The sequence below is a fragment of the Streptomyces sp. NBC_01288 genome (genome assembly GCF_035982055.1).
GTDB lineage: Bacteria > Actinomycetota > Actinomycetes > Streptomycetales > Streptomycetaceae > Streptomyces.
Genome location: NZ_CP108427.1, coordinates 3,838,611 through 3,853,512 on the forward strand (window position 1 = coordinate 3,838,611; position 14,902 = coordinate 3,853,512).

The following is a 14,902-nucleotide window of genomic DNA, read 5'->3' on the forward strand; positions in this document are numbered from 1 at the left end:
CCGTCAGTCCTTCTTCTCACCGTCCGCGGCCTGCGCGGCGAGCCTCGCCACCAGGTCCTGCGCCTTGTCGACCGCGGTGTCGATCTGCTCGCTGTGCTTGCCGTCCGTCTTCTCGTCGACGAGATCGCCGGCCTTCTCCAGCCCGTCGGCGATCTTGTCACCGTGGTCCTCGGCGATCTCCTCGGCCTTGTCCTTGAGCTTCCCCAGGTCACCCAGGTTGTCGAACACGACAGTTCCCCCTCGCTGCAACGGACTTACGCGGTCAGGGACATGGTCGTCACGACGGGCCCCGGAGGACAAGGTGGCCCCGGCGCGGATGCCCCGGCGGACGGAGGCGCGGGGCGGGGCGTGTTCGGGGCGCACAGGTGTCGCGTCAGCCTTCCGTGCAGTACGACCCGATGGGCGCCGCCGGAAAGACATGAACCCCGTCCAGCCACCCACGAAGCCGCTCGGCCAGGGTGAACTCCTCGGGAAACAGCGCCTCTCCGTGCCAAGGACACCGGGCGTTGGGGTCCCAGCCCCACATCCGCCCCTCCGGGGTGCTGAAGTCGACGAGGGACCAGATCGCACAGCCCCACGTCAACAGCGGTACGACGGAGGGCGGGTAGCCGGGTCTCCGGCGCCAGCTCAAGTACTCCGCCAGCAGTGGATCGGCCTCACTGAACCTGTAGTCCGTGTCGGTGAGGGACAGCCCCTCGCCCCAGCGGCCGAACCCGCCGTCGGCGACCTCCAGATAGATCCGCTTGAGGAGCGGCGGCATCGGATACCCGACCGCCGCCTCCAGCTCGGCCACGGCCTCCGGCGGCGCGGTCGGCGGCCGTTCCCCTGCCGGATACCGCTCCCGGATCGCGTGGATGATCTCGTCCTCGGTCATGCCGACATTCGTACCAGCCGCCACTGACAACGAGCCGGGCACTCCCGCCGGCCCCGAGACCCCGGAACCGCGACTACCGCGCCCTGGCGGCTGGTTCAGATCAGCGCCCTCGCCGACCCCGGTAGCGACCAGCGTGAAGACCGCCGCCACGATCAGGCCGGCCACCGCCATCGGTACGACGGCGATCAGGCCCGCCGGGCGCCGCAATCCCGCGGATGACGGCCGTACTTCAGCTCCTGCGGAACACGCCCTGCCTGCTGGGCCCGCCTTCCCCGCACCTGTCGCACCCACCGATCCCCCCGGACCTGAAACATTTCTGTGGGCCCACCGCATCAGTACAAGTGAGGGCGGCGCCGGCAACAGCCCGCGAAACAGGGGGATCAGGCATGAGACGACACGAACGTGCCGACGAGTACGCGGAGTTCGCCTCCGCGCGCGCCGGGCATCTCTATCGGTCCGCCTGTCTGCTGACCGCCGGGGACACCCATCTCGCCGAGGACCTGGTCCAGGAGACCCTCGGCAAGCTGTACGTCGGCTGGGGGCGGCTGTCCCGGGTCGGCAACCCCGCCGGGTACGCCCAGACCGTCCTCACCCGTACCTACCTCGCCCACCAGCGGCGCCGCAGCAGCACCGAACGCGCCACCGACGTCCTCCCCGACCTGCCCGACCCCGGCACCCCGGGCTCCGACACACCGCTCCGGCTGACCCTCCTCCAGGCCCTCTCCCGGCTGCCCGCCAAGGACCGCGCCGTGGTCGTCCTGCGGTACTGGGAGGACCGCTCCGTCGAGGAGACCGCCGACGTGATGCACGTCAGCTCGGCCGCCGTACGCACCCGCTGCGTCCGCGCACTCGGCCGGCTGCGCGAACTCCTCGGCGAGAACCTCGACGAATACGCCCGCCCCTGAACACCCGCACCCCGCCTTCAACTCCCTTCTCCCGCAAACCCGTCACACCCCTTAAGCCTTGCCTTCAGCACCCCATACATCCTTTACATCCGCTCACGCGAAACGGTGGTCCGCCATGCCCGACACCCAGCACAGCGAACCCCTCGACCCCTTCGAGGAACGGCTCACCGCAGGCCTGCACGACGCGGGCAACGCCTTCGAGACCGACCGGGCCGCCCTCGCCACCGCCGGCGCCCTCAAGGGCCGCCGGCGCCTGCTGCGCCGCCGCAACGCCGCCGTCATGAGCGGCGCGGCCGGCATCGCCCTCGTCGGCGTGGGCGGCGCACTGCTCCTGCCCAGCGGAAACCCCGCCGAGGCACAGGCCGCGCACGCCACCGCCGCGACACCCACGGCCACGTCCACGCCCACCCCGGTCTCCGGGGCCGCGCTCATCAAGACGCTCGAAAAGCTGATCCCGGAGGGCACGTTCTCGAAGATCGAGGCCCGCGGCACGGACGAGGAACCGGCGCCGTACGTCCATGTCGTCTACGACGACGGCAAGGGCGCGTCGGCCATAGAGGTCGGCCTGGGACGGGTGCAGCCGGGGAGCGACCAGGCACGGCAGACGACCCAGTGCCCGGGGAAGGCGCTCGCGCACTACGACGCGTGCGGCACGAGCCGGCTGGCGGACGGGTCGGTGGTCATGGTCCTTCAGGGGTACGAGTATCCCGACCGCCGGGTGGACACCAAGCTGTGGAGCGCCGAACTCGTCACCCCGCAGGGGCAGCACGTCAGCATCAGTGAGTGGAACGCCGCCGCCGAGAAGGACTCGCCGATCACCAGGCCTCAACCGCCGCTGTCCCCGGCCCAGTTGAGGAAGGTGGCCGCCGCCACGTCCTGGCGGGACGCGGTCGACGCGATGCCGGTGGACCCCAACTCACCGGTCACGCCGCCGAGTCCGAGCGACACGGGCGCCACCCTGTCCGTCACCTCGACGCTCCGGACCCTGCTGCCGAAGGGCCTCACCGTGTCCGAGGCCGGCGACACCGACGACGCCGGGTTCGGTTATCTCGTCGTCGACGACGGCAAGGGCAAGACCTTCGTACAGGTCAACGTCCAGGCCGACATGTCTGATGTCGAGGGCGAGTTGTTCGGCTCCGACGCCGAGGTCCTGTCCGACGGCACGAAGGTCGCCGAGCACCAGGGCCCCGGCGAGAAGGGCGGTTCCGGTGTCGTGATGTGGACCGTCGACACCATCAGGACCGACGGGCGGCGGGTGGTGATCAGCGCCTTCAACTCCGGCGCCCAGGACACCCCCGCGACCCGCACGACCCCGGCCCTGACCATGAACCAGCTCCGGACGATCGCCCTCAGCCCGAACTGGCTCTGATCAGAACGGCATTCGGTCCGACGCCGGACAGAACACAGAACACGGCACTCGGAACTCAGCCCTCGCGCAGAACTCAGTCCTCGCGGACCTCTGCCTCCGCCGCGGCGAGCGCCGCCTCGTCCACCTCGTCGGAGCCGTCGGCCTCGTCCTCGTCACCGTCGTCGAAGTACGCGTCGAGAACCGCGTCCAGCTGCGTCTCCCACTCGGCGAACCTGCTCCTGGCCGACGCCTCGATCTCGATCGGGTACCAGCGGCGGTCAGGGGTGTGCACCGTGATGGTGAACCGCTTGCCGAAGCGCGGGGACTCGGTCTCTATGGCGCCGATCTCGTCCCAGCGGAACTCGCAGTTCTGGTCGTCCAGGCGCAGTCGTACGCCCTTCTCGTCCGCGACGATCTCCGCACGACGGTCGGACGCCTCGAAGACCGGACCGTCCGAGGACGACTCCTCGCCGTCCTCGTCCGCGTCGGCGTCACCGTCGTCGTCCTCGGCAACGGCCTTGTCCGCGTCGGCCTTCGTGACGTCGACCTTCGCGACCGGCGGCTCCTCGCCGTCGGACGCTTCCGATCCTTCCGACTCGTTCGGTTCCTCCGGTGCCGCCGGCTTCTCGGCCTTCGCGTCCTCCGGCTCCGCGTCCCGCGGCTTCTTGTCCTCCGGCTGGTCGGAGGACACGGCGGGTGCGGTGAGCCCGGGGACGAAGGCCGGGTCGAATCCGGCGCCCTCCAGGGGCTGGCTGCTCGAACCTATGCGCTGCTCCACAGCGCGAAGTATGGTCGACGATCCTGTGTCGGGCACAGCCAGCCCCAACTTTGTTATCAGACGCCTACAAGCGGCTTACACGAACACACTGAGCACAGCGGCCACAGCGAACCCCGCGACCGACAGCACGGACTCCAGCACGGTCCAGGTCTTCAGCGTGTCCCGCTCACTGATCCCGAAGTACTTCGCCACCATCCAGAAGCCGCCGTCGTTGACGTGCGAGGCGAAGATCGACCCCGCCGAGATGGCCATGATGACCAGCGCGACGAACGCCTGCGAGTGGTCGCCCTCGGCCAGCAGCGGCGCCACGATGCCCGCCGTCGTCACGATCGCGACCGTCGCCGAACCCTGTGCGACCCGTAGTACCAGCGAGATCAGGTACGACAGCACGAGCACCGGCAGGCCTACGTCGTGGAACGTGTCCGAGAGGGCCTGCGCGACCCCGCTCGCCTTCAGGACGGCTCCGAAGACCCCGCCCGCGCCGACGACCAGGATGATGTTGCCGACCGGCTTGAGGGACGCGGTGGAGACGGTCTCCAGGGACTTGCGGGACCAGCCGCGCCGCAGACCCAGGAGGTAGTACGCGAGGAGGAGGGCGATCGTCAGGGCGACGAACGGGCTGCCGAAGAACTCCAGGACCGAGCGGCCGGTGGACGGGTCGAAGGCGATCGACGAGAAGGTGGCCGCGAGGATGAGCACCAGGGGCGTACCGATGATCGCGAGGACCGTGCCCAGCGACACCGGCTTCTCCTGCGGTACGACGCCGGACTCACGCTGTTCGTCGATGACCGCCTGCTTCGCCTCGGCCGCCGCCTCGACCATGTCCTGCGGTACGGCGACGAAGATCCGCTTGCCGACCCAGGCGGCGTAGGCCCACGCGGCGAGCACGGCGGGGATGCCGCAGACGATGCCCATGAGGATGACCCAGCCGAGCTGGACGTGGAGCAGGCCGGCCGCGGCCACCGGGCCGGGGTGCGGCGGCAGGAACGCGTGGGTCATCGACAGGCCCGCGAGCAGCGGCAGGCAGTACAGCAGGATCGACTTGCCGCCGCGCTTGGCGGCGGCGTACACGATCGGCGCGAGGACGAAGATGCCGACGTCGAAGAAGACCGGGATGCCGAAGATCAGGCCGGTGAGGCCCATGGCGAGCGGGGCCCGCTTCTCGCCGAACAGATTCAGCAGCCGGGACGCCAACACCTCGGCCCCGCCGCTGACTTCGAGGATCGCGCCGAGCATCGTGCCCAGGCCGATGATGATCGCGACATGGCCGAGGATGCCGCCCATGCCGGACTCGATGGTGGAGACGGCGTCGGAGCGCTGGACCGTGCCGAAGAGCTCGGTGACCGAGAGGCCGGAGAGCAGGCCGACGGTTATGGAGACGGCGAGGAGGGCCACGAAGGGCTGGAGTCTGACCTTGATGATCAGGAAGAGGAGGAGCGCGATCCCGAGGGCGGCGACCGTCAACAGGCCTGCTGTGCCGTCCAGTAGGAGGAGCAGGCCTCCGGTGTGGGGTGGTGTCGCGGGGGCGGTGGCGGCGAGCGGTAGGGACATGGTGGGGGTCCTCGTTGTCGTCGTAAGAGCATGGGTCCGAGGGTCTGGGGGATGTCCCCCAGAGGGCACAGCCGGGCAGGGGGGATCGCGGCGCGGCACCCATCGGGGGTGCCGAACCGTCGTACGGTGTGCGGGAGTTGGAGCGGTACTAACCCGGTACTAACCCGGTGCTAGCTCAGAACGGCCAGCGCGTCGATCTCGATGAGCAGGCCGGCGGGCAGGCCGACGTAGACCGTCGTGCGCGCGGCGGGGATCTCGACGCGGCCCTCGAAGAACTCGTTGTAGATCGCGTTCATCTCGGCGAAGTGGTCCACGTCCGTCAGATAGACGCGGATCATCATCGCGTCCTCCCAGCTCGCGCCGCCCTCCTCCAGGATGGCCTGGACGTTGGCGAGGGTCTGGAGGGTCTGCTCGCGCAGGGTCGGCCCGGCCGGTGTCGGCGGCTTGCCCTCCTCGGCGGGGAGGAAGCCGACCTGCCCCGCGACCTGGAGGATGTTCCCCTTGCGGACGCCGTGCGAGAACTTCGCGGGCGGGGCGGTGTGGGTCTTGGGGGTGAGCGCGATCTTGTCGGTCATTCGGTATCCCTGGTTGTTGTTCTGCCGGAGTACTCACCACTGATGGCGTCCGCCGTACGACGGACCAGCGGGAGCAGGGTGAGGAGTTCGTCGGCGGTGACGACGACGTTGGGCGCGGAGACCGACATCGCGGCGGCCACCCGTCCGTCGGCGCCCCGGATCGGCGCGGCGACGCAGTTGATGGACTCTTCGTGGCCGCCGAGGTCGGTGGCCCAGCCCTGTTCCCGGACCTTCTCCAACTCCCGCAGGAAGGCGGGGGCGTTGGGGGTGGAACGGGCGGTGTACATGGGGTATTCGAGTTTGTCGGCGAGCACCCGGCGTTCACCCTCCGGCAGGTCGGCCAGCAGCAGCTTGGCCACGCCCGCGACGGTGATGGCGACGGGCTTGCCGATCCGCGAGTACATGCGCACCGGGTAGCGGCTCTCCACCTTGTCGATGTAGAGGACCTCGTTCTCCTCGTACACCGCCAGGTGGACGGTATGACCGCACTGCTCGTTCAGCCGGGCGAGATGGGGGTGGGCGATCTCGCGGATGTCGAGGTTCTCCATCGCCTCCTGGGCGAGGGCGATGAGGCGGGCGCCGAGGCGGTAGCGCTGGTCGGACTGGCGGTAGACCAGGCCGTGTTCGTGCAGGGTGCGCAGGAGGCGCAGGGCCGTCGACTTGTGGACGTCGAGGCGCTCGGCGACCTGGCCGAGGTCGGCGGGGCCCTCGGCGAGCAGCGGCAGGATGCTCAGTGCGCGGTCGACGGTCTGACTCATGGCGTGCATACCTCCTCGTCGGCCCAGTCGGCGGCGTCGGTCCAGCCGGGGCCGAGTCGAAGTCTCCCCCACGCCCGCTCGTCCAGGGCGACCAGCCGGTCGGCGTGGTCGCGGACCGGCGGGGCGGCGAGGTCGCCGGGGACGGTGAGGGCGGCGGCGGCCGTGAGATGCCCGTGCCGGAGCCGGTCCCGTACGGGAAGTCCCCGCAGGGTCGCGGAGAGGAACCCGGCGGCGAAGGCGTCCCCGGCACCGACCGCGGCCACGACGTCGACGTGCGGCGCGGGCACGAAGGTGGCGTCGCCCCGGTGGAAGACGGTGGCCCCGCGTCCGCCCTGCTTGACGACGAGGGTCTCGGGGTCGGGGAACGCGCCCCGTACGGCATCGGCCCCGACCAGCCCCCAGACCTCGGCGGCCTCGTCCTCCCCGACGAACACGAGGTCGGCACCCCGCCCCAGCTCCAGCAGCACGCTCGGCCCGTCGGCCCAACGTCCCAGCGCGGGGCGGTGGTTCACATCGAAGGAGATCAAGGGCCGGCCGGCGCGCATCGCGGTCAGCTCACGCACCAGCCCGAGACAGCCGTCGGAAAGCATCGGGGTGATCCCCGACAGATGCAGCACCCGCCCGGCCCGCACGGCGTCCAGGTCGACGTTCCCGACGGCCATCGCGGAGGCGGCGGACCCGGCCCGGTAGTACGCCACCTCGTGCGCGTCGGTGGCCCGGTCCCCGGCGGTACGGAAGTAGATCCCGGTCGGCCGCGCGGGATCACGCCGTACCGCGGACACGTCCACCCCGTACCCGCCGATGGTCTCGACGAGATGATCACCGAAGCCGTCCGCCCCCACCCGGCTGACCCACCGGACGGTGTGCCCGGCGGCGGCCAGCACGCACGCCACATTCGACTCCGCGCCGCCGATGGCACGATCGAAGGACGGCACATCGGCGAGGCGGCCGGGCCGGCTGGGTAGGAACGTGACCATGGACTCGCCCAGCGCTACGACGTCCACGACGTCACGGGCGGCGGTGGACAGTCCGTCGGCGGTCACGATGGTGATGGCTCCTCGTCGGTGCGCCGGGGTGGCGGCGGCTCCGTTGACCCGGTGTTGGGCGAGATGTTAGACAGCGGTAAGCGATATACGCAATGAATGTTGCAGGGATTGCAACACTCCAGCTCAGGGAGGCCCCATGGTCCGCGACTCCGGTACCGAAGCGCTCACCCGGCTCGCCGGGGAACGCGTCGACCACCGTTTCAAGGGCCTCCCCCCGGACGCGGACGGCCTCACGCTCACCGAACTGGCGGCCCAGCGCCGCAACCTCTTCACCGACGGCTTCACCACCCCCGTCCTCGCCCTCTCCGCCGAGCGCCTGGACCACAACCTCCGCCTCATGGAGACGTACGCGACCCGCCACGGCCTCGCCTTCGCGCCACACGGCAAGACCTCCATGGCCCCCCAGCTCTTCCACCGCCAACTGGCCCACGGCGCCTGGGGCATCACCCTCGCGGTCCCCCACCAGGTCCGCGTGGCACGGCAGTTCGGGATCGGCAGCATCTTCCTCGCGAACGAAGTGGTCGACCCGTCCGCCCTGAAGTGGATCTCCTCCGAACTGGACGCGGACGACGACTTCCGCTTCATCTGCTACGTCGACTCGGTGCGCGGCGTCGAGTTGATGGACGCGGCCCTGCGCGACGCCGCCCGCCCGCTGGACGTCGTCGTCGAACTGGCCGCCGGCGAGGGTGCCCGCACCGGCGTGCGCACGGAGGCGGAGTGCGCGGCGGTCGCGGACGCGGTGGCCGCCGTAGGGACGCTGCGGCTGGTCGGGGTCGCCGGCTATGAGGGCGAGGTGCCGCAGGCCGATCCGGAGCGGGTGCACGCGTGGCTGCGTCAACTGACCGCTCTCGCCGTGGACTTCGACAAGGACGGACGCTTCTCGGGATCCGGGCTCGACGAGATCGTGGTCAGCGCGGGTGGCAGCGCGTGGTTCGACGCGGTGGCCGACGTCTTCGCCGAGCAGCCCGAACTCTCGCTCCCCGCACTGAAGTTGCTGCGCTCGGGTGCCTACGTCTCGCACGACGACGGCCACTACCGCGAGATCACCCCCTTCACCCGCATCCCCGAAGAGGGCGCCCTGGAACCCGCGTTCCGGCTCTGGGCGCAGATCGTCTCCCGCCCCTCCCCCGAGCAGGCCTTCGCCAACGCGGGCAAGCGGGACGCGGCCTACGACCTCGACCTCCCCGCCGCCCAGGTCGTCCGCCGCGACGGCACCGAGCGCCCGGCGACCGGCGTCGAGGTGACGGGCCTGTCCGACCAGCACGCCTGGCTGCGGACGGCCCCGGATGCGGACCTTGAGGTGGGTGACTGGATCGGCCTGGGCCTGTCCCACCCCTGCACGTCCTTCGACAAGTGGCAGCTGATCCCGGTGACGGAGGCGGACGGGACGGTCGTCGACTACATCCGTACGTTCTTCTAGAGGCCGCGTCGGACCCCGCTGGAGGCATGGGCATGGAAGAACTGGTCATCCGGGACGCGGACGTCGTCGACGGCAGTGGCGGCCCGTCGTACCGCGCAGATGTCGTGATCGACGGCGGCCGGATCGTCTCGATCGTGCAGGAGGCCGCGGCGGCGGGCTGCCAACGCCCCAAGGCACGCCGGGAGTTGGACGCGGAGGGCCTGACCCTCTCCCCCGGCTTCATCGACATGCACGCCCACAGCGACCTGGCCCTGCTCCGCGACCCGGACCACAGCGCCAAGGCCGCGCAGGGGGTGACCCTCGAAGTCATCGGCCAGGACGGGCTGTCGTACGCCCCCGTCGACGACCGCACGCTGGCCGAGGTGCGCCGGGCGATCACCGGGTGGAACGGCTACGGCGACGACATCGACTTCGACTGGCGTTCGGTGGGCGAGTACTTGGACCGGTTGGATCGCGGAGTGGCGGTCAACGCGGCCTACTTGATCCCGCAGGGCACGGTCCGGATGCTCGCCGTCGGCTGGGAGGACCGGGAGGCGACACCCCAAGAGCTGGACCGGATGCGGCAGTTGGTCGCCGAGGGCATGGAACAGGGCGCGGTCGGCATGTCGTCCGGGCTCACCTACACCCCCGGCATGTACGCCAAGGACGCCGAACTCACCGAACTGTGCCGGGTGGTGGCGTCCTACGACGGCTACTACTGCCCCCACCACCGCTCGTACGGCGCGGGCGCACTGGAGGCCTACGCGGAGATGGTGGAGCTGAGCCACGAGGCGGGCTGCTCCCTCCATCTGGCTCACGCCACCATGAACTTCGGCGTGAACGAGGGCCGGGCACCGGAGCTCCTGTCCCTCCTGGACGAGGCCCTGGCGAACGGCGCGGACATCAGCCTCGACACCTACCCCTACACCCCCGGCTGCACAACTCTCGTGGCCATGCTGCCGAGTTGGGCGAGCGAGGGCGGCCCGGACGAGATCCTGAGACGCCTGGCGGACGACGACACCTCCGACCGTATCCGCCACCACCTGGAGGTGATCGGCTCGGACGGCTGCCACGGGGTGCCGATGGAGTGGGACACGATCGAGATCGCGGGGGTCGAGAATCCCGAACTGGCGGACTACGTAGGCCGCCGCCTCGACAGTTGGACAACGGCCCGTCACCTGCTCCTCTCCGACCGACTCGCCCCGTCGATCCTCCAGCACGTGGGCCACGAGGAGAACGTCCGCCAGATCATGCGGCACCGCGTCCACACCGGCGGCTCGGACGGCATCCTCCAGGGCGCGAAGCCGCATCCACGGGCGTACGGCACGTTCCCGCGCTATCTCGGCCATTACGTAAGGGAGTTGGGACTCCTGTCCCTGGAGGAGTGCGTGGCCCACCTGACGTCCCGCCCGGCAGCCCGCCTGCGCCTGCCGGACCGGGGCCTGGTCAAGGAGGGCTACCGCGCGGACCTGGTGTTGTTCAACCCGCTGACGGTGGCGGCAGGTTCGACCTTCGAGGACCCGCGCAAGCTACCGACCGGCATCCCCCACGTACTGATCGACGGCCGCTTCGTGATCGAGGACGGCCGGCGGACGGACGTACTGGCGGGGCGGTCGGTCCGTCGCAGTCCCGTGCGACGGAACGCCAACTCCCGCTCTTGACTTACGGCTTGGGCAGCGTGCAGGTGGACGTGCTGAGGGCAAGCACGTTGGCCGAGGTGAAGCAGGCCGGGATGTTGTAGGTCTCCTCGGCGTAGTTGATGCCCTCGCGGACCGTCACCGTGCCGTTCTCGGAGACCTCGCACGGGTTGTTCTCGGTGCAGGTCTCGCCGTCCTCGTTGCCCGTGTTGTTCACGGCGACGACCTGCCCGGTGCTGGTGTCGATCACCGGGGACCCCGACGTACCCCCGATCGTGTTGCACGCGGAGGTGTAACGGACCGAGTCCTTCCAGGTCCAGTCACCCTCCTTCAGCCGGTACACGAACCCGTCGATGCTGCAGCTGTAGATCGTCTTCCAGTACCCGGAGACGACCTTGATCGCGGTACCGGCGGTCGGGTGCGTGGCGCTCACGGTGAGCGGGCTGATGCCGTACGCGCTCTTGATCGCCGCGTACGTCGTGGTGGTGCGGTAGATCGTCACGTCCGTGTCGGTCATCGTCGAGTAGACGACCTGGTTGGCGCGGAGCGTGGCGACCTTGGTGCCGGCCGAGTTCAGCAGCCCGAAGGTACGGCTGGAGGACTGGCCTGTGATGACCTCACCGGGCTCCGGGAAGCCGGTCTCCAGGCAGTGCCCGTTGGTCATGACCAGCGCCGGAGCGGTGTCGGTCGAGTTCGGGAAGCGGATGACCGAGCCGGAGCAGTTGCTGAGCGAGACGATGCCGGCGAAGTCGACGGTCACCGCGGCGGCCTTCGGTGCCACCTGGGGTGCGGCGACCGCGGGTGCCACGCCCGCCCCGGCGATGGCCAGGGTGGAGAGCGCGGCAAGGAGAGGCTTGTTCATGTGGGGGTCCCCTCTTATGACGAGACGACCGGAGATCTTCCGGCCGCCGTCTTTTTGTCATGGGCATTGTGATCGTTGAGAGGGGAGGGGGCAAGGATCGGTTTCCGGCCGTTCGCGGCGCGTCTCATGTGGCGGAAAGCACGAGCCAAGTCTCGTTACCGCGCCGTAAGCTCACCGACATGCAGGTGATCCAGTCGACCAAGCTCTCCAACGTCTGTTACGAGATCCGGGGCCCGGTTCTCGAAGAGGCGATGCGTCTGGAGGCGGCAGGCCACCGCATCCTGAAGCTGAACACCGGGAATCCGGCGGCCTTCGGGTTCGAGTGCCCGCCCGAGATCCTGGAGGACATCCTCCGGAACGTGTCGTCGGCGCACGGGTACGGCGACGCGAAGGGGCTGCTGGCGGCCCGCCGCGCGGTCGTCATGCACAACCAGACCCTGGGCATCGAGACGGACGTAGAACACGTCTTCATCGGCAACGGCGTCTCCGAACTGATCGTCATGGCGATGCAGGGACTGCTCGACGACGGCGACGAGGTCCTCGTACCGTCGCCGGACTACCCGCTGTGGACCGCCGCCGTCTCGCTCTCCGGCGGCACCGCCGTGCACTACCGCTGCGACGAGCAGTCCGACTGGATGCCCGACCTCGCCGACGTCGAGCGCAAGGTCAGCGACCGCACCAAGGCGATCGTCATCATCAACCCGAACAACCCGACCGGCGCGGTGTACGACGAGGAGATGATCAAGGGCCTCACCGACATCGCCCGCCGCCACAACCTGCTCGTCTGCTCCGACGAGATCTACGACAAGATCCTCTACGACGGCGCCACGCACACCCCGACCGCGAAGGTCGCCCCGGATCTGCTCACCCTCACCTTCAACGGCATGTCGAAGGCGTACCGGGTGGCCGGATACCGCGTCGGGTGGATGTCGATCTCGGGGCCGCGCGCGCACGCCGACTCCTATATCGAGGGTCTGACGATCCTGGCCAATATGCGGCTCTGCGCGAACATGCCCGGGCAGCACGGGGTCGTCGCCGCGCTCAGTGGGCGGCAGACCATCAACGATCTGGTGCTGCCGGGCGGTCGGTTGAAGGAGCAGCGGGATGTGGCGTACGAGCTGCTGACCCAGATTCCGGGTGTGACCTGCGTGAAGCCGAAGGGGGCGCTGTACCTGTTCCCTCGGCTCGATCCGCAGGTGTTCAAGGTCAAGGACGACCGGCAGATGGTGCTCGACCTGCTCCGCCAGGAGAAGATCATGGTCGTCCACGGCACCGGGTTCAACTGGTCCGAGCCCGATCACTTCCGGGTCGTGACGCTGCCGTCGGTCGGGGATCTGCGGGACGCGGTGACGCGGATCGGGAACTTCCTGGACGGGTACAGCCAGCCGTAAACATCCTCGATCAGGGTTCTTCCGGCCAATTTTTCGGCCAGCACAACTTTAGACGAGATCTAAGCTAGGATGGTTTCCTGTCTGAGCACAGGAGACCATGCCATGTACGAGCCGATCCGCACGAAGTCGGTCCACAGCACGGTGGCCCGCACACCTTCCTCCGACATTCCGCATCGGTCGCGCGAGGAGGAACTGGACATTCAGCTTGCGGGGCATCTCGCCGCGCTGCTTGCGGTGACCGATGAACTGCGGGCGCTGGAGCCTTCCGACGAGTTGGACGTGGCTGCGGAGAGGCTTGCCGGGCAGTTGACGCGGTTGCGTGGGGCCTCGCCCAGCCGGGCGTCGTCTGCGGCCGCTTCTACGTCCCGTTTGGATGCGCTGCACCTGAAGGCTCATGCGCTTGCCGGGCGGGCGTTGGTTGTTGCGGCTTCCCGTGCGGATACTGCGGCGGCGATTCTGTCTGCCGAGCGGATGGATGCGCATGCGGTGACTGTGGTCGCCTGAGCTGCGCTGCCTATTCGCCGTAGGGGTTCTGTTTTGTTGCGGGTGCGCGCCCGTCGTGGCTTGTCGCGCAGTTCCCCGCGCCCCTAAAGGGGCGCTCCTCTGAACCGTGTTGATCCGGGACCCGGGTGACACCTCCCGTTCATCCCTTTCCTCGGGGAATGTTGGGTTCCGCGAGCACGCTGCCCCTCGTGAGACGTATCGCGGGAATCGTCCTCGCGGTGTTGCTGATCGGTGGCGTGGTGGCAGCCGTCGTAGCGGGCCGGGACAACGGGGACAAGGGCACGGCAACGAAGACCGTGCGTGGTGTGATCGGTTCGGAGAAGGCGGACTTCTTCGCCGATCCCGATGTGGTGAAGGCCCTCGCCGCCAAGGGCTTCACCGTGCGGACGGAGACCTCCGGGTCCTGGGCCATGGAGGGGCTCAACCTCAAGGGGTACGACTTCGCCTTCCCCTCCAGTCAGGCGCCGGCCGACGCGCTCGCCGCCAAGTACGAGGTGCGGCAGCCCTTGCCTCGGCCCTTCTACTCGCCGCTCGTCGTCGTGGCCCACCGCAGCGCCGCCCAGGTCCTCGCGGACAACGGGCTCGCCACGCTGGACAAGAGCCAGGACCGCGGCACCCTGAAGATGGGCGCCTATCTCGATGCCGCCCAGCGGGATCTGACCTGGCAGCAGCTCAAGGGGGCCGACAGACATGGGGAGTTGACCGGCACCCTCTACATCGCCACCACCGACCCGGAGACCTCCAACTCGGGTGCTCTGTACCTCGCCGCCGCCTCCTACGTCGCCAACGGCGGGCGGGTGGCCGCCAGTAGCGCCGATGTGGATCGCACCGCGCCTCTGATGCACAAGTTGATCAGCGTGCAAGGGGCCCAACAGTCCAGCTCGGACGCGCCGTTCAGGGATTTCATCAGCGGCGCCGGCAATCCGCTGGTCCTCGTGTACGAGTCGCAGGTGGCCTCGCTGCTCCTCGACAAGCAGCCGGTCGGCGACCTCGTCGTGCTCTACCCGGACACCACGGCCAACAGCGACCACACCGTCGTACCGCTCACTCCGGAGGGCCGCGCACTCGGTCAACTCCTCAGCAGCGACCCGGCGTTGCGCAGGCTCGCCGTACGGCACGGGTTCCGGCCGCAGGGTGACACCGCCGAGTTCGTCGCGGCCACCGCCGCCCACTCCAGCTATCTCAACCAGACGCTGACCGGCGTCCGGCAGGCGCCCGTGCCCACCTCGACGGTGCTGCACGACATGGCGCGCCGGGCGCGCGGTTGAACGGGG

Annotated in this window: 15 protein-coding genes; 7 read left to right on the top strand and 8 right to left on the bottom strand. The window is 69.4% G+C overall.

Features of this window, described 5'->3' with window-relative positions:
* Window positions 1-3: 3 nt before the first annotated feature.
* Together OG194_RS16605 and OG194_RS16610 are read right to left on the bottom strand one after the other, a co-directional pair.
* Entirely contained in the window at window positions 4-228 is a 225-nt protein-coding gene (locus tag OG194_RS16605) for an antitoxin (protein WP_327401625.1), read from the bottom strand.
* Window positions 229-373: 145 nt separating this feature from the next.
* The gene (locus tag OG194_RS16610) at window positions 374-874 is read right to left on the bottom strand and encodes an SMI1/KNR4 family protein (protein ID WP_327401626.1); all 501 of its coding nucleotides are present in this window, start codon (window positions 872-874) and stop codon (window positions 374-376) included.
* Window positions 875-1,260: 386 nt separating this feature from the next.
* Between OG194_RS16610 and OG194_RS16615 the strand changes: the two genes are divergently transcribed.
* Window positions 1,261-1,779: a SigE family RNA polymerase sigma factor gene (locus OG194_RS16615; RefSeq protein WP_327401627.1), complete on the top strand. Its 519-nt coding sequence runs from the start codon at window positions 1,261-1,263 to the stop codon at window positions 1,777-1,779.
* A 115-nt stretch (window positions 1,780-1,894) separates the two neighbouring features.
* On the top strand, window positions 1,895-3,148 hold the full coding sequence (locus OG194_RS16620) for a hypothetical protein (protein ID WP_327401628.1): 1,254 nt from the start codon (window positions 1,895-1,897) through the stop codon (window positions 3,146-3,148).
* Window positions 3,149-3,221: 73 nt separating this feature from the next.
* Here OG194_RS16620 and OG194_RS16625 read toward each other — a convergent pair whose 3' ends face one another.
* The 5 genes from OG194_RS16625 to OG194_RS16645 all read right to left on the bottom strand — a co-directional run bounded on the left by OG194_RS16625 (window position 3,222) and on the right by OG194_RS16645 (window position 7,832).
* Window positions 3,222-3,905 carry a hypothetical protein gene (locus OG194_RS16625; protein WP_327401629.1) on the bottom strand — a complete coding sequence of 228 codons (684 nt, stop codon included), beginning with the start codon at window positions 3,903-3,905 and terminating at the stop codon, window positions 3,222-3,224.
* Between the two features lie 75 nt (window positions 3,906-3,980).
* Window positions 3,981-5,456 carry a GntP family permease gene (locus OG194_RS16630; RefSeq protein ID WP_327401630.1) on the bottom strand — a complete coding sequence of 492 codons (1,476 nt, stop codon included), beginning with the start codon at window positions 5,454-5,456 and terminating at the stop codon, window positions 3,981-3,983.
* Between the two features lie 170 nt (window positions 5,457-5,626).
* Window positions 5,627-6,031 carry a RidA family protein gene (locus OG194_RS16635; protein WP_327401631.1) on the bottom strand — a complete coding sequence of 135 codons (405 nt, stop codon included), beginning with the start codon at window positions 6,029-6,031 and terminating at the stop codon, window positions 5,627-5,629.
* A complete protein-coding gene (locus OG194_RS16640; RefSeq protein WP_327401632.1) occupies window positions 6,028-6,789 on the bottom strand; it encodes an IclR family transcriptional regulator in 762 nt (253 codons plus the stop codon). The genes OG194_RS16635 and OG194_RS16640 overlap by 4 nt, the downstream gene beginning before the upstream one ends.
* Window positions 6,786-7,832 carry a sugar kinase gene (locus tag OG194_RS16645; protein WP_327401633.1) on the bottom strand — a complete coding sequence of 349 codons (1,047 nt, stop codon included), beginning with the start codon at window positions 7,830-7,832 and terminating at the stop codon, window positions 6,786-6,788. Before OG194_RS16645 ends, OG194_RS16640 begins: the two co-directional genes overlap by 4 nt.
* A gap of 139 nt (window positions 7,833-7,971) precedes the next feature.
* Here OG194_RS16645 and OG194_RS16650 point away from each other — a divergent pair, with 139 nt between their 5' ends.
* Both OG194_RS16650 and OG194_RS16655 read left to right on the top strand, forming a co-directional pair.
* Complete coding sequence (locus OG194_RS16650) at window positions 7,972-9,255, top strand: amino acid deaminase (protein ID WP_327401634.1); 1,284 nt, start codon at window positions 7,972-7,974, stop codon at window positions 9,253-9,255.
* A 32-nt stretch (window positions 9,256-9,287) separates the two neighbouring features.
* Window positions 9,288-10,895 carry an N-acyl-D-amino-acid deacylase family protein gene (locus OG194_RS16655; protein WP_327401635.1) on the top strand — a complete coding sequence of 536 codons (1,608 nt, stop codon included), beginning with the start codon at window positions 9,288-9,290 and terminating at the stop codon, window positions 10,893-10,895.
* Window position 10,896: 1 nt separating this feature from the next.
* Here OG194_RS16655 and OG194_RS16660 read toward each other — a convergent pair whose 3' ends face one another.
* The gene (locus OG194_RS16660) at window positions 10,897-11,733 is read right to left on the bottom strand and encodes a trypsin-like serine peptidase (protein ID WP_327401636.1); all 837 of its coding nucleotides are present in this window, start codon (window positions 11,731-11,733) and stop codon (window positions 10,897-10,899) included.
* A 179-nt stretch (window positions 11,734-11,912) separates the two neighbouring features.
* Here OG194_RS16660 and OG194_RS16665 point away from each other — a divergent pair, with 179 nt between their 5' ends.
* The 3 genes from OG194_RS16665 to OG194_RS16675 all read left to right on the top strand — a co-directional run bounded on the left by OG194_RS16665 (window position 11,913) and on the right by OG194_RS16675 (window position 14,896).
* Complete coding sequence (locus OG194_RS16665) at window positions 11,913-13,124, top strand: pyridoxal phosphate-dependent aminotransferase (protein WP_327401637.1); 1,212 nt, start codon at window positions 11,913-11,915, stop codon at window positions 13,122-13,124.
* Window positions 13,125-13,226: 102 nt separating this feature from the next.
* Window positions 13,227-13,628, top strand: a complete 402-nt coding sequence (locus OG194_RS16670; protein ID WP_327401638.1) for an SCO4983 family protein — start codon at window positions 13,227-13,229, stop codon at window positions 13,626-13,628.
* A 188-nt stretch (window positions 13,629-13,816) separates the two neighbouring features.
* Window positions 13,817-14,896: a substrate-binding domain-containing protein gene (locus OG194_RS16675; protein WP_327401639.1), complete on the top strand. Its 1,080-nt coding sequence runs from the start codon at window positions 13,817-13,819 to the stop codon at window positions 14,894-14,896.
* Window positions 14,897-14,902: the final 6 nt, after the last annotated feature.